A 16,491-nucleotide genomic window follows, 5' to 3' on the forward strand; every position below is an offset into this window, starting at 1 on the left:
CCTCGCCGGCGCGATCGGCGGGTGCGGGCCGTACCTCCTTCACTCCGAGGAGAAGGCGGAGTCGAAGGCGGTGGCCGGCGGGGTGATCGCGTTGAGCCCGCGGATCACCCCGAGCGCCTCCGGCGCCCCGGCCAGCCGATCCATCCCCGCGTCCTCCCACTCGATCGAGATCGGCCCTGTGTACCCGATGGCGTTCAGCGCCCGGAAACACTCCTCCCACGGCACATCCCCGCGTCCGGTGGAGACGAAGTCCCAGCCCCGCCGCGGGTCGGCCCACGGCAGATGCGAGGCCAACCGGCCACGCCGGCCGTCACCGGTACGGACCTTGGCGTCCTTGCAGTCGACGTGGTAGATCCGCTCGGCGAAGTCCAGGATGAACCCCACCGGGTCGATCTGCTGCCACACCATGTGCGAGGGGTCCCAGTTCAGCCCGAACGCCGGCCGGTGCCCGATCGCCTCCAGGGTCCGCACCGTGGTGTGGTAGTCGTAGGCGATCTCGCTGGGATGCACCTCGTGCGCGAAACGCACCCCGACCTCGTCGAAGACGTCCAGGATGGGGTTCCACCGGTCGGCGAAGTCGGCGTAGCCGTCCTCGATCATCGCCGCCGGCACCGGCGGGAACATCGCCACGGTGTGCCAGATGGCCGAGCCGGTGAACCCGACCACCGTGTCCACCCCCAGCCTGGCCGCGGCCCGCGCGGTGTCCTTGATCTCCTCGGCGGCGCGGCGGCGCACCTGCTCGGCGTCGCCCTCGCCCCAGATGCGGGCCGGCAGGATGGCCTTGTGCCGGGCGTCGATGGGGTGGTCGCACACGGCCTGGCCGACCAGGTGGTTGGAGACCGCCCACACCTTGAGGCCGTGCTCGGCCAGCACCGCTTGTTTGCGTTCGACGTAGGAGTCGTCGGCCAGGGCCTTGTCGACCTCGAAGTGATCGCCCCAGCAGGCGATCTCCAGGCCGTCGTAGCCCCACCCGGCGGCCAGCCGGCACACCTCCTCGAACGGCAGGTCGGCCCACTGGCCGGTGAACAGCGTGATGGGTCGGGTCACGATTCCTCCACAGGGGTGAAACGGCTTCCGTCGGCCGCGCTCGCCTCGACCGCGGCCAGCACCCGCTGCACCCGCAGCCCGTCGTCGAAGGACGGTACCGGAGCGACACCGGCGGCGACCGCCTCGACGAAGTCCTTGATCTCATGGGTGAAGGTGTGCTCGTAGCCGAGCCCGTGACCGGGCGGCCACCACGCCGCCGCGTAAGGATGCTCGGCCTCGGTGACGATGACCCGGCGGAACCCGGCATCGGCCGCGGGCAGGGTGTGATCGTGAAACCACAGCTCGTTCATCGCCTCGAAGTCGAAGGCCAGGCTCCCCCGGGAGCCGTTGACCTCGATCCGCAGCGCGTTCTTCCGGCCGGTGGCGAACCGGGTCGCCTCGAACGAGCCCAGCGCGCCACCGCTGAAACGGCCGATGAACAGCGCCGCGTCATCGACGTCCACCGTCCCGGTGGCCACCGCGCCGCCTGCCGGGCCGTCTGCCGCGCCGCCGGCCGGGGCGGTGGCGCCGGTGGCGCTCAGCCCGGCCGAGACCCCGGCCAGCGGACGCTCCGTGACGAAGGTCTCCGTCAGCGCCGACACCCCCGCCAGCAGCTCGCCGGTGATGAACTGGGCGGTGTCGACGGCGTGCGCGCCGATGTCGCCCAGCGCGCCGGAACCGGCCCGCTCCCGCTGCAGCCGCCACACCAGCGGGAAGGCCGGATCGGCGATCCAGTCCTGCAGATACTGGGCGCGCACGTGGTGCAGCCGCCCCAGCCGGCCCTCGGCGACCCACCGGCGGGCCAGCGCGATCGCCGGCACCCGCCGGTAGTTGAAGGCGACCATGGCATGCACCCCGCGCCCGGCCGCGGCGCGGGCGGCCGCGGCCATCGCCTCGGCCTCGGCCACGCTGTTGGCCAGCGGCTTCTCGCAGATGACGTGCTTGCCCGCCTCCAGCGCGGCGATCGCGATCTCGGCGTGGCTGTCGCCGGGGGTGCAGATGTCGACCACCTGCACGTCGTCCCGGGCGATCAGGTCACGCCAGTCGGTCTCGGCCGCCGCCCAGCCCAGGTCCCGGGCCGCGGCGGTGGTGGCCTCCTTCGAGCGGCCGCCCAGCGCCGCCATCACCGGCCGGACCGGCAGGTCGAAGAACGCGCCGACGCTGCGCCAGGCCTGTGAGTGCACCCGTCCCATGAACGCGTAGCCGACCATGCCGATCCCCAGCGTCGGCCTGTCGTCAGCGGCCATCAGGACTCGAATCCCAGCGGCAGGTACTTCGCCACGTTGTCCTTGGTGATGGTCTCGGAGGCCAGCGTGATCGACTGCGGCACCTGGTTCTCCAGCAGATCGCTCATCCCCTTGCCCTGCGCGATCAACCGGGCCAGCTTCACCGCCGAGGCGGCCATCGTCGGGCTGTAGGTCACGGTGGCCTTCAACACCCCGCTGTCGGCCTGGATCTCCCGCATCGCGTTGGCCGATCCGGCCCCACCCACCATGAAGAACTCGCTGCGACCGGCCTCCTTGACCGCCGCCAGCACCCCGATGCCCTGGTCGTCGTCGTGGTTCCAGATCGCGTCGATCTTCTTGTGCGCCTGCAGCAGGTTGCTGGTCACCTTCGTGCCCGACTCCACCGTGAACTGCGCGTCCTGCTTGGCCGTCACCTTGAACCCGTACGTCTTCAGCGCGTCCTCGAAGCCCTTGCTGCGATCCTGGGTCAGCGGCAGCGTCGCGATGCCCTGGATCTCCAGGATCACCGGGTCGGCCACCCCCTTGTCCTTGAGCGTCTTGCCGATGTAATGCCCGGCCGCGACCCCCATGCCGTAGTTGTCGCCGCCGATCCAGGTGCGATACGACAGCTTGTCCGGGAAGACCCGGTCCAGGTTGATCACCGGGATGCCCGCGTCGGAGGCCTGACGGGCGATCTGGTTGAGCTGCTGGCCGTCGTTGGGCAGGATCACCAGCGCGGCGACCTTCGCCGCGATCAGCGACTCCACCGCCGAGATCTGCGCGTTGATGTCGTTGGTCGGCTCGACCGGCTTGAACTCCACATCGCTGTACTGCTTGGCCGCGGCCTCGGCGTTCTTGGCGATCGCGGCGATCCAGCCGTGATCGGCCGCCGGCGCCGAGAACCCGATGACGACCTTGTCACCGGGGGCATCGTTGCCGCCGGTGGCCGCCGGTGCCGGTGCCGCGCTGGAGGCGGCTGCCTCGGGGGCCGGGGTGTTGCCGGTGCACGCGGTCACCAGCGCGCCGGCGCCGATGACGGCTCCACCGACCAGGAAACCCCGACGGGCGACTCTTTCTGTCATGACCATGCTCCTTCGCGGAGGGGAAGACCGGTTTTTCGGAGGGGAGGACTGCTTCGGGAAGGCTTTTCGGAAGGGGACGGATCCGGATCCGGCAGCGGCCCGAGGGCCGGGACCGGACGGTGACGGATCCGTCGGTGAGCGGGCGCCCCCGCCCGCCGCGGGCCCCTGACGGTCCGCGGCGGGCGGGGGCGTCAGGTCGAGGAGCGGAGGCTGCGCCGCTGCAGCAGCACGGCCACCACGATGATCAGGCCCTTGGCGATCAGCTGATCGCTGGTGTTGAGCCCGTTGAGAATGAACAGATTCGTGATCACCGTGAAGATCAGCAGACCCAGGATCGACCCGACGATCGACCCCCGGCCCCCCGTCAGCAACGTCCCCCCGATGATCACCGCGGCGATCGCGTCCAGCTCGTACAGATCCCCGTGCGTGGAGGAACCCGTGGTGGTCCGCGCCATGATCAACACTGCCGCGATGCCACAGCACAACCCCGACAGCGCATACAGCCACACCGTGTGCCGCCGCACGTCGATGCCCGCCAGCCGCGCCGCCTCCGGATTGCCGCCCACCGCGAAGGTGCGCCGGCCGAACGTGGTGCGGTTCAGCAGCACCCAGCCCGCCACCACCACGACCGCGAACACGTAGACCAGCACCGGGACGCCCAGCACCCTGGTGGTCGACAGCTCCACGATCATCTCGTTGCCCTGCTGCACCAGCTGGGTCTTGCGATCCGACATCCGCTGGGCCAGCCCGCGGGCGGCCACCAGCATCGCCAGCGTCGCGATGAACGGCACCAGCCGCCCGTAGGCGATCAGCCACCCGTTGACCAGCCCCGCCCCGGTCCCGACCAGCACCGCACAGACGATCATCACCAGCGGCCCGTAGGACTGGGTGGCCAGCGTGGTCGCCCACACCGACGCCAGAGCCATCACCGCCCCCACCGACAGATCGATCCCGCCACCGATGATCACGAAGGTCGCGCCCACCGTGATCACCCCGATCGTGGCCGCCAGCGCCAGGATGCTCACCAGGTTGGAGGTGCTGGCGAAGGTGTCGGGCACGGTCACCAGCCCGACCACCGTCAGCAGCGCCAGCGCCGCCACCAGCCCCAGATGCGGCACCTCCCCCAGCCGGGCCAGCGGGCCGGAAGGCCCGGCGGACCGGTGTCCGGACGCCTCGACCCGGCCGCGCTCATCGGCGGGCGCCTTCACCGCCTCCCCCGGAGGCTGCACGCTCTCCGCCGGACTCCGGACGGCCTCCACCGGACTCTGGGCAGCTTTCGCCGGGCTCGCGGGAGCCTGGCCTTGCGGGTCGCTCACAGCGCACTGCCTTCCATGATCATGTCCAGTACTCGATGTTCGTCCAGGTCACCGGCGTCGGCCTCGTGGATGACCGTGCCCTCCCGGATCACCAGCACCCGGTCGGCCAGGCCGAGCACCTCGGGCACCTCGCTGGAGACCAGCAGCACCCCGATCCCCTCGTCGGCCAGCTTGCGGATGACCGCGTACAGCTCCGCCCGCGCGCCGACGTCCACCCCGCGGGTCGGCTCGTCCAGCAGCAGCAGCTTGCGGCCGTTGAGCAGCCAGCGCGCCAGCACCGCCTTCTGCTGGTTGCCACCCGACAGCGTCTTGACCGGCCGGTCCGGATCGGGCGGGCGGATGTCCAGCGTCTCCACCAGAGCGCGCGCGTCCGCGGCCTCGCGGCGCCGGTCCAGCCAGCCGAACCGGGAGTAGCGGCCGAGGCTGGCCAGCGAGATGTTGCGCGCCACGCTCTGCTCCAGCAGCAGCGCCTGGGCCTTGCGCTCCTCCGGGGCCAGGCCCATGCCCAGCCTGACGGTCTCGGCCGTGCCGCCGCGCCGTACCCGCCGGCCCTCCAGCACGACGGTGCCCGAGAAGCGGCGCGCGCCGTAGACCGCCTCGATGATCTCCGAACGGCCCGAGCCGACCAGCCCGGCCAGCCCCACGATCTCCCCCGCCCGCACCGCGAAGGAGACGTCGGCGAACACGCCCGGGACGGTGAGCCCCTCGACCCGCAGCACCTCCTCCCCCGTCGCGGGCGCCTCAGGGCGCGGCGGGAAGACGTGCTCGACGTTGCGGCCGGTCATCAACGCCACGATCTGCCGCGTCGGGGTCTCCCGGGCCGGCAGTCCCACCGCCACCGTGCGGCCGTCCTTGAGCACCGTCACCCGGTCGCCGATCTCCCGGATCTCCTCCAGCCGATGGGAGATGTAGACCACCGCCACCCCCTGGGCGGTCAGCTCCCGGATGATCCGGAACAGGTTGTCCACCTCGTCATGGGCCAGCGCCGCCGACGGCTCGTCCATGATGATCAACCGGGTGTCGTGCGACAGCGCCCGCGCCATGCTGACCACCTGCCTGGCCGCCGGCGACAGCCGCCCCACCTGCGTCGTCGGCCGGATCTCCCCGTGCCCCAGCCGTTCCAGCAGCGCCCGGGTAGCCCGGTTGGCCTCCCCCTGACCGACGAACCCCAGCCGGGCCGGCTCATGACCGAGGAAGACGTTCTCGGCCACGCTCAACCCCTCCACCAGGTCCAGCTCCTGGTAGATCGTGGAGATACCCAGCCGGATCGCCGCGATCGGGCTGCTCAGCCGTACCGGCTCACCGCCCAGGGTGATGGTGCCCTCGTCCGGCTGGTGCGCGCCCGCGAGAGTCTTGATCAGGGTGGACTTGCCCGCACCGTTCTGTCCGAGCAGGCAGTGCACCTCACCGGGCAGCACCTCCAGATCGACGCCGTCGAGCGCGCGGACACCGGGGAACTGCTTGACGATCCCCTTCATCAGCAACAAGGGACTGTTTTCGGACATGAGGCCTCGCTGGTTGTTCATGGAGCCGAGAAAACGTGGTCGCTGCAGAGCCGGGCCGCGCCGATCACTCCGGCGCTGTCGCCGAGCTCCGACAGCACGATGGGCAGGTTGCCCGTCGCCAGGGGCAGCGACCGGCGGTAGACGACGCTTCTGATCTCCGCCAGCAGCAGGTGGCCCAGCCGGGCCACGCCTCCGGCGACGATCACAAGGCCGGGGTTGAAGAAGCTGACGAGCCCGGCCAGCACCAGGCCGACCCGGTGGCCGCCGTCACGGATCAGCCGCACCGCCTCGGCGTCGCCCAGCGCGGCCGCCGCGGCGACGTCCTCGCCGGTGAGCGTGCCCGTCCGCCGGAGCCGCTCACCGAGGTACGGCGAGCGCTCGGCGGCGGCCGTGGCCTCCCTGGCGAGAGCGGCACCGCCGAAATAGGCCTCAAGACAGCCGGCGTTGCCGCAGGCGCAGATGGGGCCGGCGTCGTCGACGCGGATGTGGCCGATGTCGCCGGCGCTGCCGGAGACACCCCGGTAGATCTTGCCGTCCACCACGATCCCGCAGCCGATCCCGGTGCCGATCTTGACGAAGAGAAAGTCGTCGACCTGCTTGGCCAGCCCCGCGTGGAGCTCGCCGAGGGCCATGATGTTGACGTCGTTGTCGACCACCACGGGACAGCCGAGCTCCTGCCCGAGCGTCTCCCTGACGGGGTAGCGGTCCCAGCCGGGCATGATCGGCGGCGCGACCGGCACTCCCTCCCGGAAGCTGACCGGCCCGGGGACGCCGATCCCCGCTCCGTGGAGCTGGGTGAACAGTCCCTGGTCGCGCAGCTTGGCGAGCATCTCGGTGGCCCGGTCCAGCACGGCCACCGGTCCGTCGCGCACGTCGCAGGGCTCGCTCGCGCGGCCGAGGACCTCCAGCCCGCCGTCGGTGACGGCCACGTCGACCGAGGTGGCGCCGACGTCGATGCCGGCGAACCGCATGGTCGCGGCCAGCCGTACCATGCCCGACCTGCGTCCGCCGCGCGAGGCCGCCAGGCCCGCCTGCTCGACCAGCCGCAGCTCGACCAGCCGGTCGAGTTCGAGGTTGAGCCTGGAGCGTGAGAGCTCGGCCACGTCGCCGAGCTCGGCACGCGACCGCGCCCGCTCTCGCAGCAGCCGGAGCAGCGCGGCCTGGTGGGGGTTCTCCGGCCGAGCGGTAATGCGCTTCACAGCACCTCCGCAGTGGGAGTTGGTGTGCAGAAGCTAACCCCCTTCTGCTCGCGTTGTGAAGGCTTTTATCGAAATGTCCGCCAACTTTTGCAGATTTCCACAAAAGTCGGCGGACATTGGCCGGGTGGCACGGGAAGCGGGAAGCGGGACGCGAGGCACGGGAAGCGGGACGCGAGGCACGGGAAGCGGGGACGCGGGGTCAGCTCACCGCGCGAGCTTCTACTGCCAACCGGCGTGCCAGGGGCTTGAACACCCGGACGCCGGAGGACCCGGTGCAGCCCTCCGCCGGGGCCACGGGGTCAGGTCGGCACCGAGGGACAGGCCGCCCTTGCCTGCGTAGGTCGCGGTGAGGACAGTCGCGACGAGGACATGGGAGGCGCCGGCGCCCGCGGCGTGTCCCGAGGCCGTAGTCGAGGCCGTGGTCGAGGCCGTGGTCGAGGCCGTGGTCGAGGCCGCTCCCGAGCGGCCGGTCGCGCCGGGTGGGTCAGCCGGCGTCCGCGGCGCGCTGACGGCGGTAGTGCCGGGCGGCCCTGGCGCGGTTGCCGCAGGACGGCTTGCACCACTCCTGCAGGCCGTGCTCCTTGAGGAAGTACCGCACGCAGCGCGGTGCGGCACAGGCCCGCAGCCGCTCGCGCTCCGGACCGGCCAGAAACTCGATGGCGGCGCGGGCGAGGGCCGCCACGATCCGCAGGCCCGAGTCGCGCTCCGCGGACAGCAGCCGGGCCTCGGGGAGCGACTCACCGGGCCAGTCGAGCTGCGGGGCGACCAGCTCCCGGGCGGCGGCCGCGTTGAGGAGAGCCAGTGCCCGGTCGGCGGGCATCAGGCGGTGGGCGTCCGCCGGGCTGGCCGGCGCGGGGCTCACGGCCCGGGCGAACAGCGCGCGTACGGCCTGCCGCAGTTCGACGATCTCGTCCATGAGGGCGTCGTCGGCCTCGAAGCCGCCGGCGACGCCGCAGCCGGTCAGCAGGCCGGCACGCTCCCCGAGCCAGCGGGTCGTGCCCTCGGCGGTGGCCAGGTCGTCGGCGACACCGCCGTCCCCGTCGTGGCGGACCGTGCTCGCCAGCTCCAGCGCCAGACGACGCTCCATGCCCCTCCTCCGCGCACCCGAATCCTCAGCCGTCACATTACCTTACTAACGGAGAAACGAAATTCTCCGTTATGGTGATCCACCATCACCCCGGCGGGCCGTTTCCGCCGCAGCAGAGGGAAGGACCGACGATGACGACACTGCTGGCACAGATCAGCGACCTGCACCTGGACGGCAGCGAGCGGGCGACCCGGCGCGCCACCCGCGTCATGGACTACCTGCGGGCACTGCCGCACGCCGTCGACGCCCTCCTGGTCACCGGGGACATCGCCGACCACGGCACGGAGGCCGAGTACGAAGAGGCGGCCCGCATCCTGTCCGCGCCCTTCCCCGTGCTCACCTGTCCCGGCAACCACGACGCGCGCCCGGCCTACCGCAAGGCGCTGCTGGGCGAACCGGCCGCCGACGGCCCGATCAACCGGGTGCACCACGTCACCGGCACCGCCATCCTGATGTGCGACTCCACCATCCCCGGACGCGACGAGGGGCGCCTTGACGCCGAAACCCTGGACTGGATCGACACCACGCTCGCCGGCCTCCCGGAGGGCACTCCGGCGCTCATCGCCTTCCACCAGCCGCCGGTCGAGCTCCACCACCCGCTGCCCGACTCCGGGATGCTCCGGCGGCCCGAAGACCTCGCCGCCCTGCTCGACGCGCACCCCCGGGTGGCCGCGGTCGTCACCGGCCACGCCCACACCGCCGCCGCCTCCACGTTCGCCGGGCGCCCCCTGATCGTCGGACCGGCGATCACCTGGACTCTCCGCCTGCCCTGGGAAGGCGACCGTCCCGCGGACCGCGACCAGCCTCCCGGCCTCGCCTTCCACGTCCTGACCGAAGATCTCCGGCTGACCACCCACTACCGCGTCGTGCTCTGACCCACCGTCCGCACCGGCGTCCTGGCAGCGCCGTGGTCCCCCTGAGCGCCGCCCCGGAGGCACCGTGGTCCCCCTCTACTCCCTCGCCGCGTTCCTGGCGGCGGTCTTCCCGCTGATCGCCACCCCCGGCGCCAGCCTGGCCCTGCTGACCCGGCAGGTCACCCACGAGGGCCGCCGCCGGGCGGTGCCCGTGATCCTCGGCACGGTCACCGGCCTGTACGTGCACGCCGGACTCGCCGTCGCCGGCCTGTCGGCCCTGATCATGCACTCCAGCCAGGCCTTCACCGCCGTCAAGCTCGCCGGCGCGGCCTACCTCATCGGCCTGGCCGCATGGACCTGGCGCTCGGCCACCCCACGGGCACCGGCCGTCTCCCGCCGGCACCTGCCCAAGGCCGCCGGATCTCCATACGTCCAGGCCCTGCTCGGCAACGTTCTCAACCCGAAGGCCGCCTCCATATACCTGACCCTGATCCCCCAGTTCATCGCTCCGCACCGGCCCGTCACCGGCCAGATCCTCGCCTTCGCCACCGCCCACGCACTCCTGATCGCGGTCTGGCTGCTGGTCTGGACCTGCCTGATCGGCGGAGCGGGCCGGATGCTGGGCACTCCCCGTTTCAGGACCGTCGTCACCAGGATCGCCGCGGTCACCCTGCTCGCCCTGGGAATCCGGTCGGCCGTGGCCTAGCGGCGTCGCCGCCGTCCCGGTCGCTCCGGGGCGCCCGCCGACCATCCGGCCGGCCCCGAGCGGCGCGTCCTCGGGCCCCACGGCATCGCGGACCGGCCTTCTCCGGAACGGAGTCCCACCGTACGGACCGGTCCGGGCCCGGACCGCCGGAAAGGACGTCCCCACCCGAGCGGACGCCCTTTCCGCGGTCATCCGGTCAGAGCATGGCCTTCATGGAGGCGGACGCCTGCTGGCCGAGGGTGGTGGGGGTCAGGTAGGGCTGCTCGGCCATGATGGCCTCCCAGTTGTCCCGGATGTCCTCGACCGTGTGGTCGTCCTGCCGCCAGCCGGGCCCCTCGGCCACGAAGACCCGGGCGATCCGGCCGCCGCCGACGCTGAAGACCTCCCCGCTGGTCTCGCAGGACTCGTGTGCCAGGAACGTCACCAGCGTGCTGACCCGCTCCGCGGTGAACTTGGCCTCGAACTCGGCCGGCAGCAGCGCCTCGGTCATCCGGGTCCAGGCGACCGGCGCGATCGCGTTGGCCTTGATCCCGGCCCTGGCGCCCTCGATGCCGAGCGTCTTGGTCAGGCCGACCAGGCCCATCTTCGCCGTGGAGTAGTTGGCCTGGCCGAAGTTGCCGAACAGTCCGGCGGGCGAGGAGGTGTTGACGATCCGGCCGTAGCCCTGCTCCTTGAGGTAGGGGAAGGCCGCGCGGCTGACCAGGAAGGAGCCGCGCACGTGGACGGCGAGGACCTGGTCGAACTCCTCGACGCTCATCTTGCCGAAGGACTTGTCGCGCAGGATTCCGGCGTTGTTGACGACGACGTCCAGCCGCCCGAAGGCGTCGATCGCGGCCTGCACGATCGCCTTGGCGCCCTCCGGGGTCGCGACGTTGTCGGTGCTGGCGACCGCCTCGCCGCCGTTCTTGTTGATCAGCTCGACCACGTCGGCGGCCGGGCCGGCGGAGGCGCCGGTGCCGTCCAGCGCGCCGCCGAGGTCGTTGACGACGACCTTGGCGCCGCGTTCGGCCAGCGACAGCGCGTGTGAGCGACCGAGACCGTGCCCGGCACCGGTGATGACCGCGACCTTGCCGTCAAACCTCAGCTCTGACATCCGCACTCTCCCACGAGAACATAGTTCTGTTTTTCTTGCACCATAGCCTGCCGGTCCCCGCAGGACCATGACGAGAGACGACAGGCCGCCGAATCGTCGCGGATAGTGATCGGGCGTGTGAATTTCTGCTAAAGTTTCTGCCCCGAACAGGGCGAGGGTCAACGACGACACTCCTCCCAGCACGGCCCCGCCCAGAGACCCGGGCTGGAGGCAACGCATGCCCTCATCTCCGCCCCTTCGAGTGATCCAATGGGCTACGGGCGCCGTTGGACGCTACTCACTGCGCGCTCTGATCACCCGTCCGGAGTTCGATCTCGTCGGGGTCCTCGTCTACGACCCCGACAAGCTGGGACAGGACGCCGGAACGCTCGTCGGGCTGCCCGCGACCGGTGTCACCTGCACCGACGACGTCGACGAGATCCTCGCCACCGAGGCCGACTGCGTGCTGCACATGCCGCTGCCCGCGTCCTACTTCGGCGGCGGCCACCCGACCGACGTGGAGACGATCTGCGCCCTGCTCGCCTCGGGCAAGAACGTCGTCACCACGACCGGGTTCGTGTACCCCCAGTGCTACGGCCCCGGCGTGGTGGAACGCCTGGAGGCCGCCTGCCGCGCCGGAAACGCCTCCCTGCACGGCACCGGCATCAACCCCGGCTTCATGAGCGACATGCTCCCCCTCGCCCTGACCGGGCTGTCCAACCGGATCGACCACATCTACGTCCGCGAGTCCTCCGACTTCCGGGGCCACCCGTCCCGCCAGATCGTGGTCGACCTGTTCGGCTTCACCCGCTCGGCCAAGGACTACGCCGCCGCCGTCCGCCCGTTCCGCGCCTTCCAGCGCTCGCTGTTCGCCGAGAGTGTGCAGTTCGTGGCGGGGAACCTCGACGTGACCCTCGACGAGGTCGAGGAGAGCGACGAGTTCGAGCTCGCCGCCGAGGAGTTCGAGGTCGCCGCGGGCCTGGTCAGGGTCGGCACCGTCTGCGCCTCCCGCTGGACGTTCACCGGCCTCGTCCGCGGCCGTCCCTTCATGACCGTGGAGTGCGTCTACAAGGCCGACGCCACCAAGGTGCGCCGCTGGCCCGAGCCCGGCTTCACCATCCACATCGAGGGCGTCCCCCAGATGACGCTCGCCGTCGAGGAGATGTCCCACGGCCTGGCCGGCGCCGCCGCCCACGCGGTCAACACGGTCTCCGCCCTCTGCGCCGCCCCGCCCGGCATCCGCACCCTCCTGGACCTGCCCCTCGCCACCGGCCGGGGCACCGTCCGTCTCACCTGACCGCCACCGCCCGCCCCGTCGTGGCGGATCCGCTCCGTGGAGCTCGGGGGCCACGGGAAAAGCGCCACTGCTGATCTTTAATTCGTGATGTTCGGTGATCATGTGAATGGTCGGGTTGCTGAGGTATGTCCAGGTCATGCGGTATGCGCAAGGCGGTGGGCTGACCACCGCCCAACGAGCCAAGCGTGAGCAGGTACGGCTGTGCAGAGTCTGCCATGGCGTCCTTTCCACTCCATAGGCCGGCGATCCGGCTGCCGGGGCTTGCCGGTCAGCACAGAGGGCGTTTCCAGCGGCACAGGCCTTGTCCAAGAATCGATCGGTTGATGAACATGATCAGCTCGCGGTGCGCCGGGGACTGCAAAGGCGCTGATCATGTGTGAGAAAGGTGTCGAAAACATCGAGGCGCCCGACAACCCATAGGCGCCGTTTTCCGTACAGCCCGCCGCCCGCTGGGGATCAACTCCTGCATCTCGACCTGGTAGAGCCGCAACCACACGAACGCGTCGGTCGAGGCGGGCAGTTCCTGCACCAAGCGGGTGCCCTTGCTCACGCCTGCTCCCCGGTGGTGAAGAAGCCGGTCAGGACGGGGGCGAGGAGCTCCGGGCCGATGTTGTGCTCCTGGCCGGGAAAGACGTGCAGGGCGAAGTTGTCGGCCATCGCGGCGAGTTCCCGCCCGCCGGTGAGCATCTGCGGTGCGCCCGCGTCCCCGCTGCCGACGAGAACGGGAACCGTCACGGACTGCCAGCGGTCGGCGGGCAGCGGCCGGCCGGACATGGTGTCGCCCATGACCTGGCCGTCGTAGGGCAGGGTGCGGGCGGTGGCCTCCATACCGGCCCAGAAGGGGGCCTGGCGCATCCCGGCGACGGCCTCGGCGGGCATCCCCACGGCCGCGGTCATGAAGTAGGCCACGGCATCGCCGTACGCTCCTTGCCCCACGAGCTCCGTCAGGTGGGCGACGTAGTCGGCGGGCAGCGGCGGACGGCTGTCATCGGTGATGAAGGGGGGTTCGTACACGGCCAGCCGGGAGACGGCGCTGCCCCGGGCCACGGCCTCCAGCGCCAGTACGGCACCGGAGGACATGCCGAAGACCATCGCCTCGCCGCCCACGCGCTCGATCAGCGCGTCCAGATCCTCGACCTCGCGCTGCACGTCGTACTCCGGGCTGTCCCCGCTGTCGCCGCGGCCCCGGCGGTCGTACGAGATCACGGTGCAGTGCTCGGCCAGCAGGCTGGCGAGCTCGGCGAAATCGCCGCGCGTCATGAAAGCGCCGCCGACGAGCACCACGGCAGGGCCTGAACCCTGCTGCTCGTATGCGATGACCGTGCCGTCGGCAGAGAACACCTTGTCCATGAGGAACCACTCCAAATTTCTGCGCGATACGCAGGGCCGGAAGCCCCGCTTCGGAACTAGACGGTACAGTACCCAAACGGGTACTGGTCAGTCCAGTACTCTTCTGCGGGAGGGTGAGACGGATGGAAAAGGAGTCGATGATGGACAGCCGTTCAGCGCGCAAGCACGAGGTAATCCTGAAGGCCGCGACCAGCGCCTTCCTGGACAAGGGGTACCCGGGAACGAGCATGGACGACATCGCGAAGCTGGCCGCGGTGTCCAAGCAGACCGTCTACAAGCACTTCGCGGACAAGGAGAAACTGTTCGCCGAGATCGTGCTGGCCACCACCGACCGGCTCGACACCACGATCGACCTGCTGGCCGACATCCCGATCGACGCTTCCAACCTGGAAGAGAGCCTGACGCGACTCGCCCGCCAGTTCCTGACCACCCTCACCCACCCTCAGGTCATTCAGCTGCGGCGCCTGATCATCGCCAATGCCGACGTCTTTCCCGACCTGGGCGCCGAGTGGTACGAGCGGGGCTTCGAACGAGGGCTCGCCACGCTGGCGGCGACCTTCCAGCGCCTGGCTGACCAGGGGCTGCTCCGTATCGACGACGCCCTCCTGGCCGCGAACCACTTCTCCGGCCTGCTGCTGTGGATTCCGGTGAACAAGGCCATGTTCACCGGCCGGTCCCAGGACGCCGAGGCCGACCTCGACCGCTACGCCGCCGCCGGCGCCCGCGTCTTCCTCGCCGCCTACCACTGCTGATCTTTAATTCGTGATATTCGGTGATCATGTGAATGGTCGGGTTGCTGCAGTATGTCCAGGTCATGCGGTATGCGCAAGGCAGTGGGCTGACCACCGCCCAACGAGCCAAGCGTGAGCAGGTACGGCTGTGCGCGGCCGAACTGTTCGCCCGTGACTACACCGACACCGAAGTCGCCAAAGAACTACGGGGCACCCGGATGTCGGCCAATCGGTGGCGCCGGGCCTGGATCCGCGGCGGTGGCGCGGCCCTGGTCTCCAAAGGCCCGGCGTCGCTGCCCCGGCTGAGTGATGCGCAGTTCACTCGGCTGGAGGCCGCGCTGCTGCAGGAGCCGGCCGCGCACGGCTGGGACGACCAGTGCTGGACGCTGTCGCGCATCCGGCGGGTGATCGGCCGGATGTTCCACCCGTCGTACTCCCTGCCGGGGGGTGTGGAAGCTGCTGCAGCGGCACGGCTGGTCGTGTCAGGTGCCCTCCCGCCGGGCGAGCGAGCGGGACGAGGGGGCGATCGCGGCATGGAAGGCGGAGGTGTGGCCGCTGGTGGAACCACCGCGGCGGACCTGGGCGCGTGGGTCTGCTTCGAAGACGAGTGCGGCCCGACGATGAGACCACCGGTGGCCCGCACCTGGGGACGGCGCGGGGCGACGCCGGTGGTGAAGGTGCCGGGCCGCCGTGAGGGCAGGGCCTCGGTCGCCGCCCTGGCCTGCTACCGGCCCGGGCAACGGTCCCGGCTGATCTACCGGATGCATCGCTACCGGCGGCGCAAGGGCGAGGCGGCGAGCTTCACCTGGCGCCACTACCGCGATCTGATCGTCATGGCCCATGTGCAGCTCGGCGCGCCGATCGTGCTCGTCTGGGACAACCTGAACCGGCACCTCTGCCCGGAGATGCGGCACTTCATCGCCGACAACGGCGACTGGCTGCGGGTCTTCCAGTTGCCGTCGTATGCTTCCGACCTCAATCCGGTGGAGGGCATCTGGTCGCTGCTGAACCGCGGCGGTCTGGCCAACCTCGCCGCGACGAGCCTGGACCACCTGGTGCGTGTGATCAAGCGCGGGCTGAAGAAGATCCAGTACCGGCCGCATCTGATCGACGGCTGCCTGGCCGGGACCGGCCTACTCCTCAAGTCGTCGTAACTCCACGAATTAAAGATCAGTGATACTGGCATGCGACATACGGAACCTCAGTACGGAGATATCCGTTTTCCGCTCGTATCAGTAGAACGATCACGTCAGGGGCCCTTTGACATCCGCACCGCGTACGTTGATTTCCATTCTCGTGACCGCTTTCGCCCTTACGGCCTGTACGGCGCCCGCTCCACGTGCCGGCAATCCCCCTCCCCCGGTCCAGTCCGTGGTGGAGGACGACGGGGAGATTCCGAATGAGGGCGAGGAGGAGAAGGTCCACATCGAGGTGTGCGTGCGGAAGGACAACCGGATCCGCGTCGGTGACCAGCGCTGCGACGACGCCGAGCGAGGCTATGTCTGGTACTTCATCCCGGCGGAGAAGCGCGTCCCCGCCCTGGGGAAGAGGGCCGGGAAGGGGTCGCTCCGGGAGCCGTCCGGCGAGATCCTGCGGGCCGCGAAGAAGGGCGGGCGGGGAGACGACATCTCCATTGTGGAGATCGAGGACCGCGTCATGGTCTGCGTGCGGAAGGAAACCCGTACACGCGTCTCCGACCGCACCTGTAACGGCAGGAAACGCGATTTCCGGTGGTATTACATCAGGATCGACAGGCACGTCCCCGCGGTCGGGGAGAAGGCCGAGGCTGGCTCGTTCCACGTGCCGTACGGCGACGCCTATAACGCCCCCCAAAAGGGCGGTATAGGGACTAAAGTCGCAATCGAATATGAAAACTATGAAGACAGCAACACAGACGACGGATCGGACGACACGGCCACCGACACCGGCCGCGTCACCACTGGCTGCGGGAGCAGTTGCCATCAGTGCACAGGCGTCTGCAACGGGTCGAGCTTCAACGGGCGTCGCAAGGGCGGCCGCCGCTGACCCGCCCTCCGTACG

At 70.3% G+C, this 16,491-nt stretch carries 14 protein-coding genes and 1 pseudogene; 6 read left to right on the forward strand and 9 right to left on the reverse strand.

All coding sequences use genetic code 11. From position 1 onward, the window contains the following. Window positions 1–39: 39 nt before the first annotated feature. The 7 genes from SROS_RS39840 to SROS_RS39870 all read right to left on the reverse strand — a co-directional run bounded on the left by SROS_RS39840 (window position 40) and on the right by SROS_RS39870 (window position 8,441). On the reverse strand, window positions 40–1,047 hold the full coding sequence (locus tag SROS_RS39840; protein ID WP_012894633.1) for a sugar phosphate isomerase/epimerase family protein: 1,008 nt from the start codon (window positions 1,045–1,047) through the stop codon (window positions 40–42). Further along, complete coding sequence (locus SROS_RS39845; protein WP_012894634.1) at window positions 1,044–2,273, reverse strand: Gfo/Idh/MocA family protein; 1,230 nt, start codon at window positions 2,271–2,273, stop codon at window positions 1,044–1,046. Before SROS_RS39845 ends, SROS_RS39840 begins: the two co-directional genes overlap by 4 nt. Beyond that, on the reverse strand, window positions 2,273–3,334 hold the full coding sequence (locus tag SROS_RS39850; RefSeq protein ID WP_012894635.1) for a substrate-binding domain-containing protein: 1,062 nt from the start codon (window positions 3,332–3,334) through the stop codon (window positions 2,273–2,275). Before SROS_RS39850 ends, SROS_RS39845 begins: the two co-directional genes overlap by 1 nt. Before the next feature lie 191 nt (window positions 3,335–3,525). Next, entirely contained in the window at window positions 3,526–4,650 is a 1,125-nt protein-coding gene (locus SROS_RS39855; RefSeq protein ID WP_012894636.1) for an ABC transporter permease, read from the reverse strand. Next, a complete protein-coding gene (locus tag SROS_RS39860) occupies window positions 4,647–6,155 on the reverse strand; it encodes a sugar ABC transporter ATP-binding protein (RefSeq protein ID WP_043653902.1) in 1,509 nt (502 codons plus the stop codon). Before SROS_RS39860 ends, SROS_RS39855 begins: the two co-directional genes overlap by 4 nt. Before the next feature lie 17 nt (window positions 6,156–6,172). Further along, on the reverse strand, window positions 6,173–7,354 hold the full coding sequence (locus SROS_RS39865; protein WP_012894638.1) for an ROK family protein: 1,182 nt from the start codon (window positions 7,352–7,354) through the stop codon (window positions 6,173–6,175). A 484-nt stretch (window positions 7,355–7,838) separates the two neighbouring features. Beyond that, complete coding sequence (locus SROS_RS39870; protein ID WP_012894639.1) at window positions 7,839–8,441, reverse strand: CGNR zinc finger domain-containing protein; 603 nt, start codon at window positions 8,439–8,441, stop codon at window positions 7,839–7,841. A 131-nt stretch (window positions 8,442–8,572) separates the two neighbouring features. Between SROS_RS39870 and SROS_RS39875 the strand changes: the two genes are divergently transcribed. After that, entirely contained in the window at window positions 8,573–9,316 is a 744-nt protein-coding gene (locus tag SROS_RS39875) for a phosphodiesterase (protein ID WP_012894640.1), read from the forward strand. Between the two features lie 64 nt (window positions 9,317–9,380). Then, on the forward strand, window positions 9,381–10,001 hold the full coding sequence (locus SROS_RS39880) for a LysE family translocator (protein WP_012894641.1): 621 nt from the start codon (window positions 9,381–9,383) through the stop codon (window positions 9,999–10,001). Between the two features lie 196 nt (window positions 10,002–10,197). Here the strand turns inward: SROS_RS39880 and SROS_RS39885 are convergent, their stop codons facing one another. Continuing rightward, window positions 10,198–11,094, reverse strand: coding sequence for an SDR family oxidoreductase (locus SROS_RS39885; RefSeq protein WP_012894642.1), 897 nt, complete (start codon window positions 11,092–11,094; stop codon window positions 10,198–10,200). A 241-nt stretch (window positions 11,095–11,335) separates the two neighbouring features. Here SROS_RS39885 and SROS_RS39890 point away from each other — a divergent pair, with 241 nt between their 5' ends. Continuing rightward, the gene (locus tag SROS_RS39890) at window positions 11,336–12,370 is read left to right on the forward strand and encodes an NAD(P)H-dependent amine dehydrogenase family protein (protein WP_245564449.1); all 1,035 of its coding nucleotides are present in this window, start codon (window positions 11,336–11,338) and stop codon (window positions 12,368–12,370) included. A 546-nt stretch (window positions 12,371–12,916) separates the two neighbouring features. On the opposite strand, the gene SROS_RS39895 is transcribed toward SROS_RS39890, so the two are convergent. Next, window positions 12,917–13,720 carry an alpha/beta fold hydrolase gene (locus SROS_RS39895; protein ID WP_012894644.1) on the reverse strand — a complete coding sequence of 268 codons (804 nt, stop codon included), beginning with the start codon at window positions 13,718–13,720 and terminating at the stop codon, window positions 12,917–12,919. A gap of 140 nt (window positions 13,721–13,860) precedes the next feature. Here SROS_RS39895 and SROS_RS39900 point away from each other — a divergent pair, with 140 nt between their 5' ends. The 3 genes and pseudogenes from SROS_RS39900 to SROS_RS39910 all read left to right on the forward strand — a co-directional run bounded on the left by SROS_RS39900 (window position 13,861) and on the right by SROS_RS39910 (window position 16,476). Continuing rightward, entirely contained in the window at window positions 13,861–14,472 is a 612-nt protein-coding gene (locus tag SROS_RS39900; RefSeq protein WP_245564451.1) for a TetR/AcrR family transcriptional regulator, read from the forward strand. Window positions 14,473–14,534: 62 nt separating this feature from the next. Continuing rightward, window positions 14,535–15,605, forward strand: a pseudogene (locus SROS_RS54675) (IS630 family transposase). A gap of 217 nt (window positions 15,606–15,822) precedes the next feature. Further along, window positions 15,823–16,476 carry a hypothetical protein gene (locus SROS_RS39910; protein ID WP_012894647.1) on the forward strand — a complete coding sequence of 218 codons (654 nt, stop codon included), beginning with the start codon at window positions 15,823–15,825 and terminating at the stop codon, window positions 16,474–16,476. Window positions 16,477–16,491: the final 15 nt, after the last annotated feature.

Source organism: Streptosporangium roseum DSM 43021 (assembly GCF_000024865.1).
Classification (GTDB): domain Bacteria; phylum Actinomycetota; class Actinomycetes; order Streptosporangiales; family Streptosporangiaceae; genus Streptosporangium; species Streptosporangium roseum.

Coding starts and splice junctions, on each gene's coding strand:
- SROS_RS39845 (WP_012894634.1), bottom strand. CDS start 2,273: ATGGCCGCTGACGACAGGCCGACGCTGGGGATCGGCATGGTCGGCTAC.
- SROS_RS39850 (WP_012894635.1), bottom strand. CDS start 3,334: ATGACAGAAAGAGTCGCCCGTCGGGGTTTCCTGGTCGGTGGAGCCGTC.
- SROS_RS39860 (WP_043653902.1), bottom strand. CDS start 6,155: ATGTCCGAAAACAGTCCCTTGTTGCTGATGAAGGGGATCGTCAAGCAG.
- SROS_RS39870 (WP_012894639.1), bottom strand. CDS start 8,441: ATGGAGCGTCGTCTGGCGCTGGAGCTGGCGAGCACGGTCCGCCACGAC.
- SROS_RS39875 (WP_012894640.1), top strand. CDS start 8,573: ATGACGACACTGCTGGCACAGATCAGCGACCTGCACCTGGACGGCAGC.
- SROS_RS39885 (WP_012894642.1), bottom strand. CDS start 11,094: ATGTCAGAGCTGAGGTTTGACGGCAAGGTCGCGGTCATCACCGGTGCC.
- SROS_RS39895 (WP_012894644.1), bottom strand. CDS start 13,720: ATGGACAAGGTGTTCTCTGCCGACGGCACGGTCATCGCATACGAGCAG.
- SROS_RS39900 (WP_245564451.1), top strand. CDS start 13,861: ATGGACAGCCGTTCAGCGCGCAAGCACGAGGTAATCCTGAAGGCCGCG.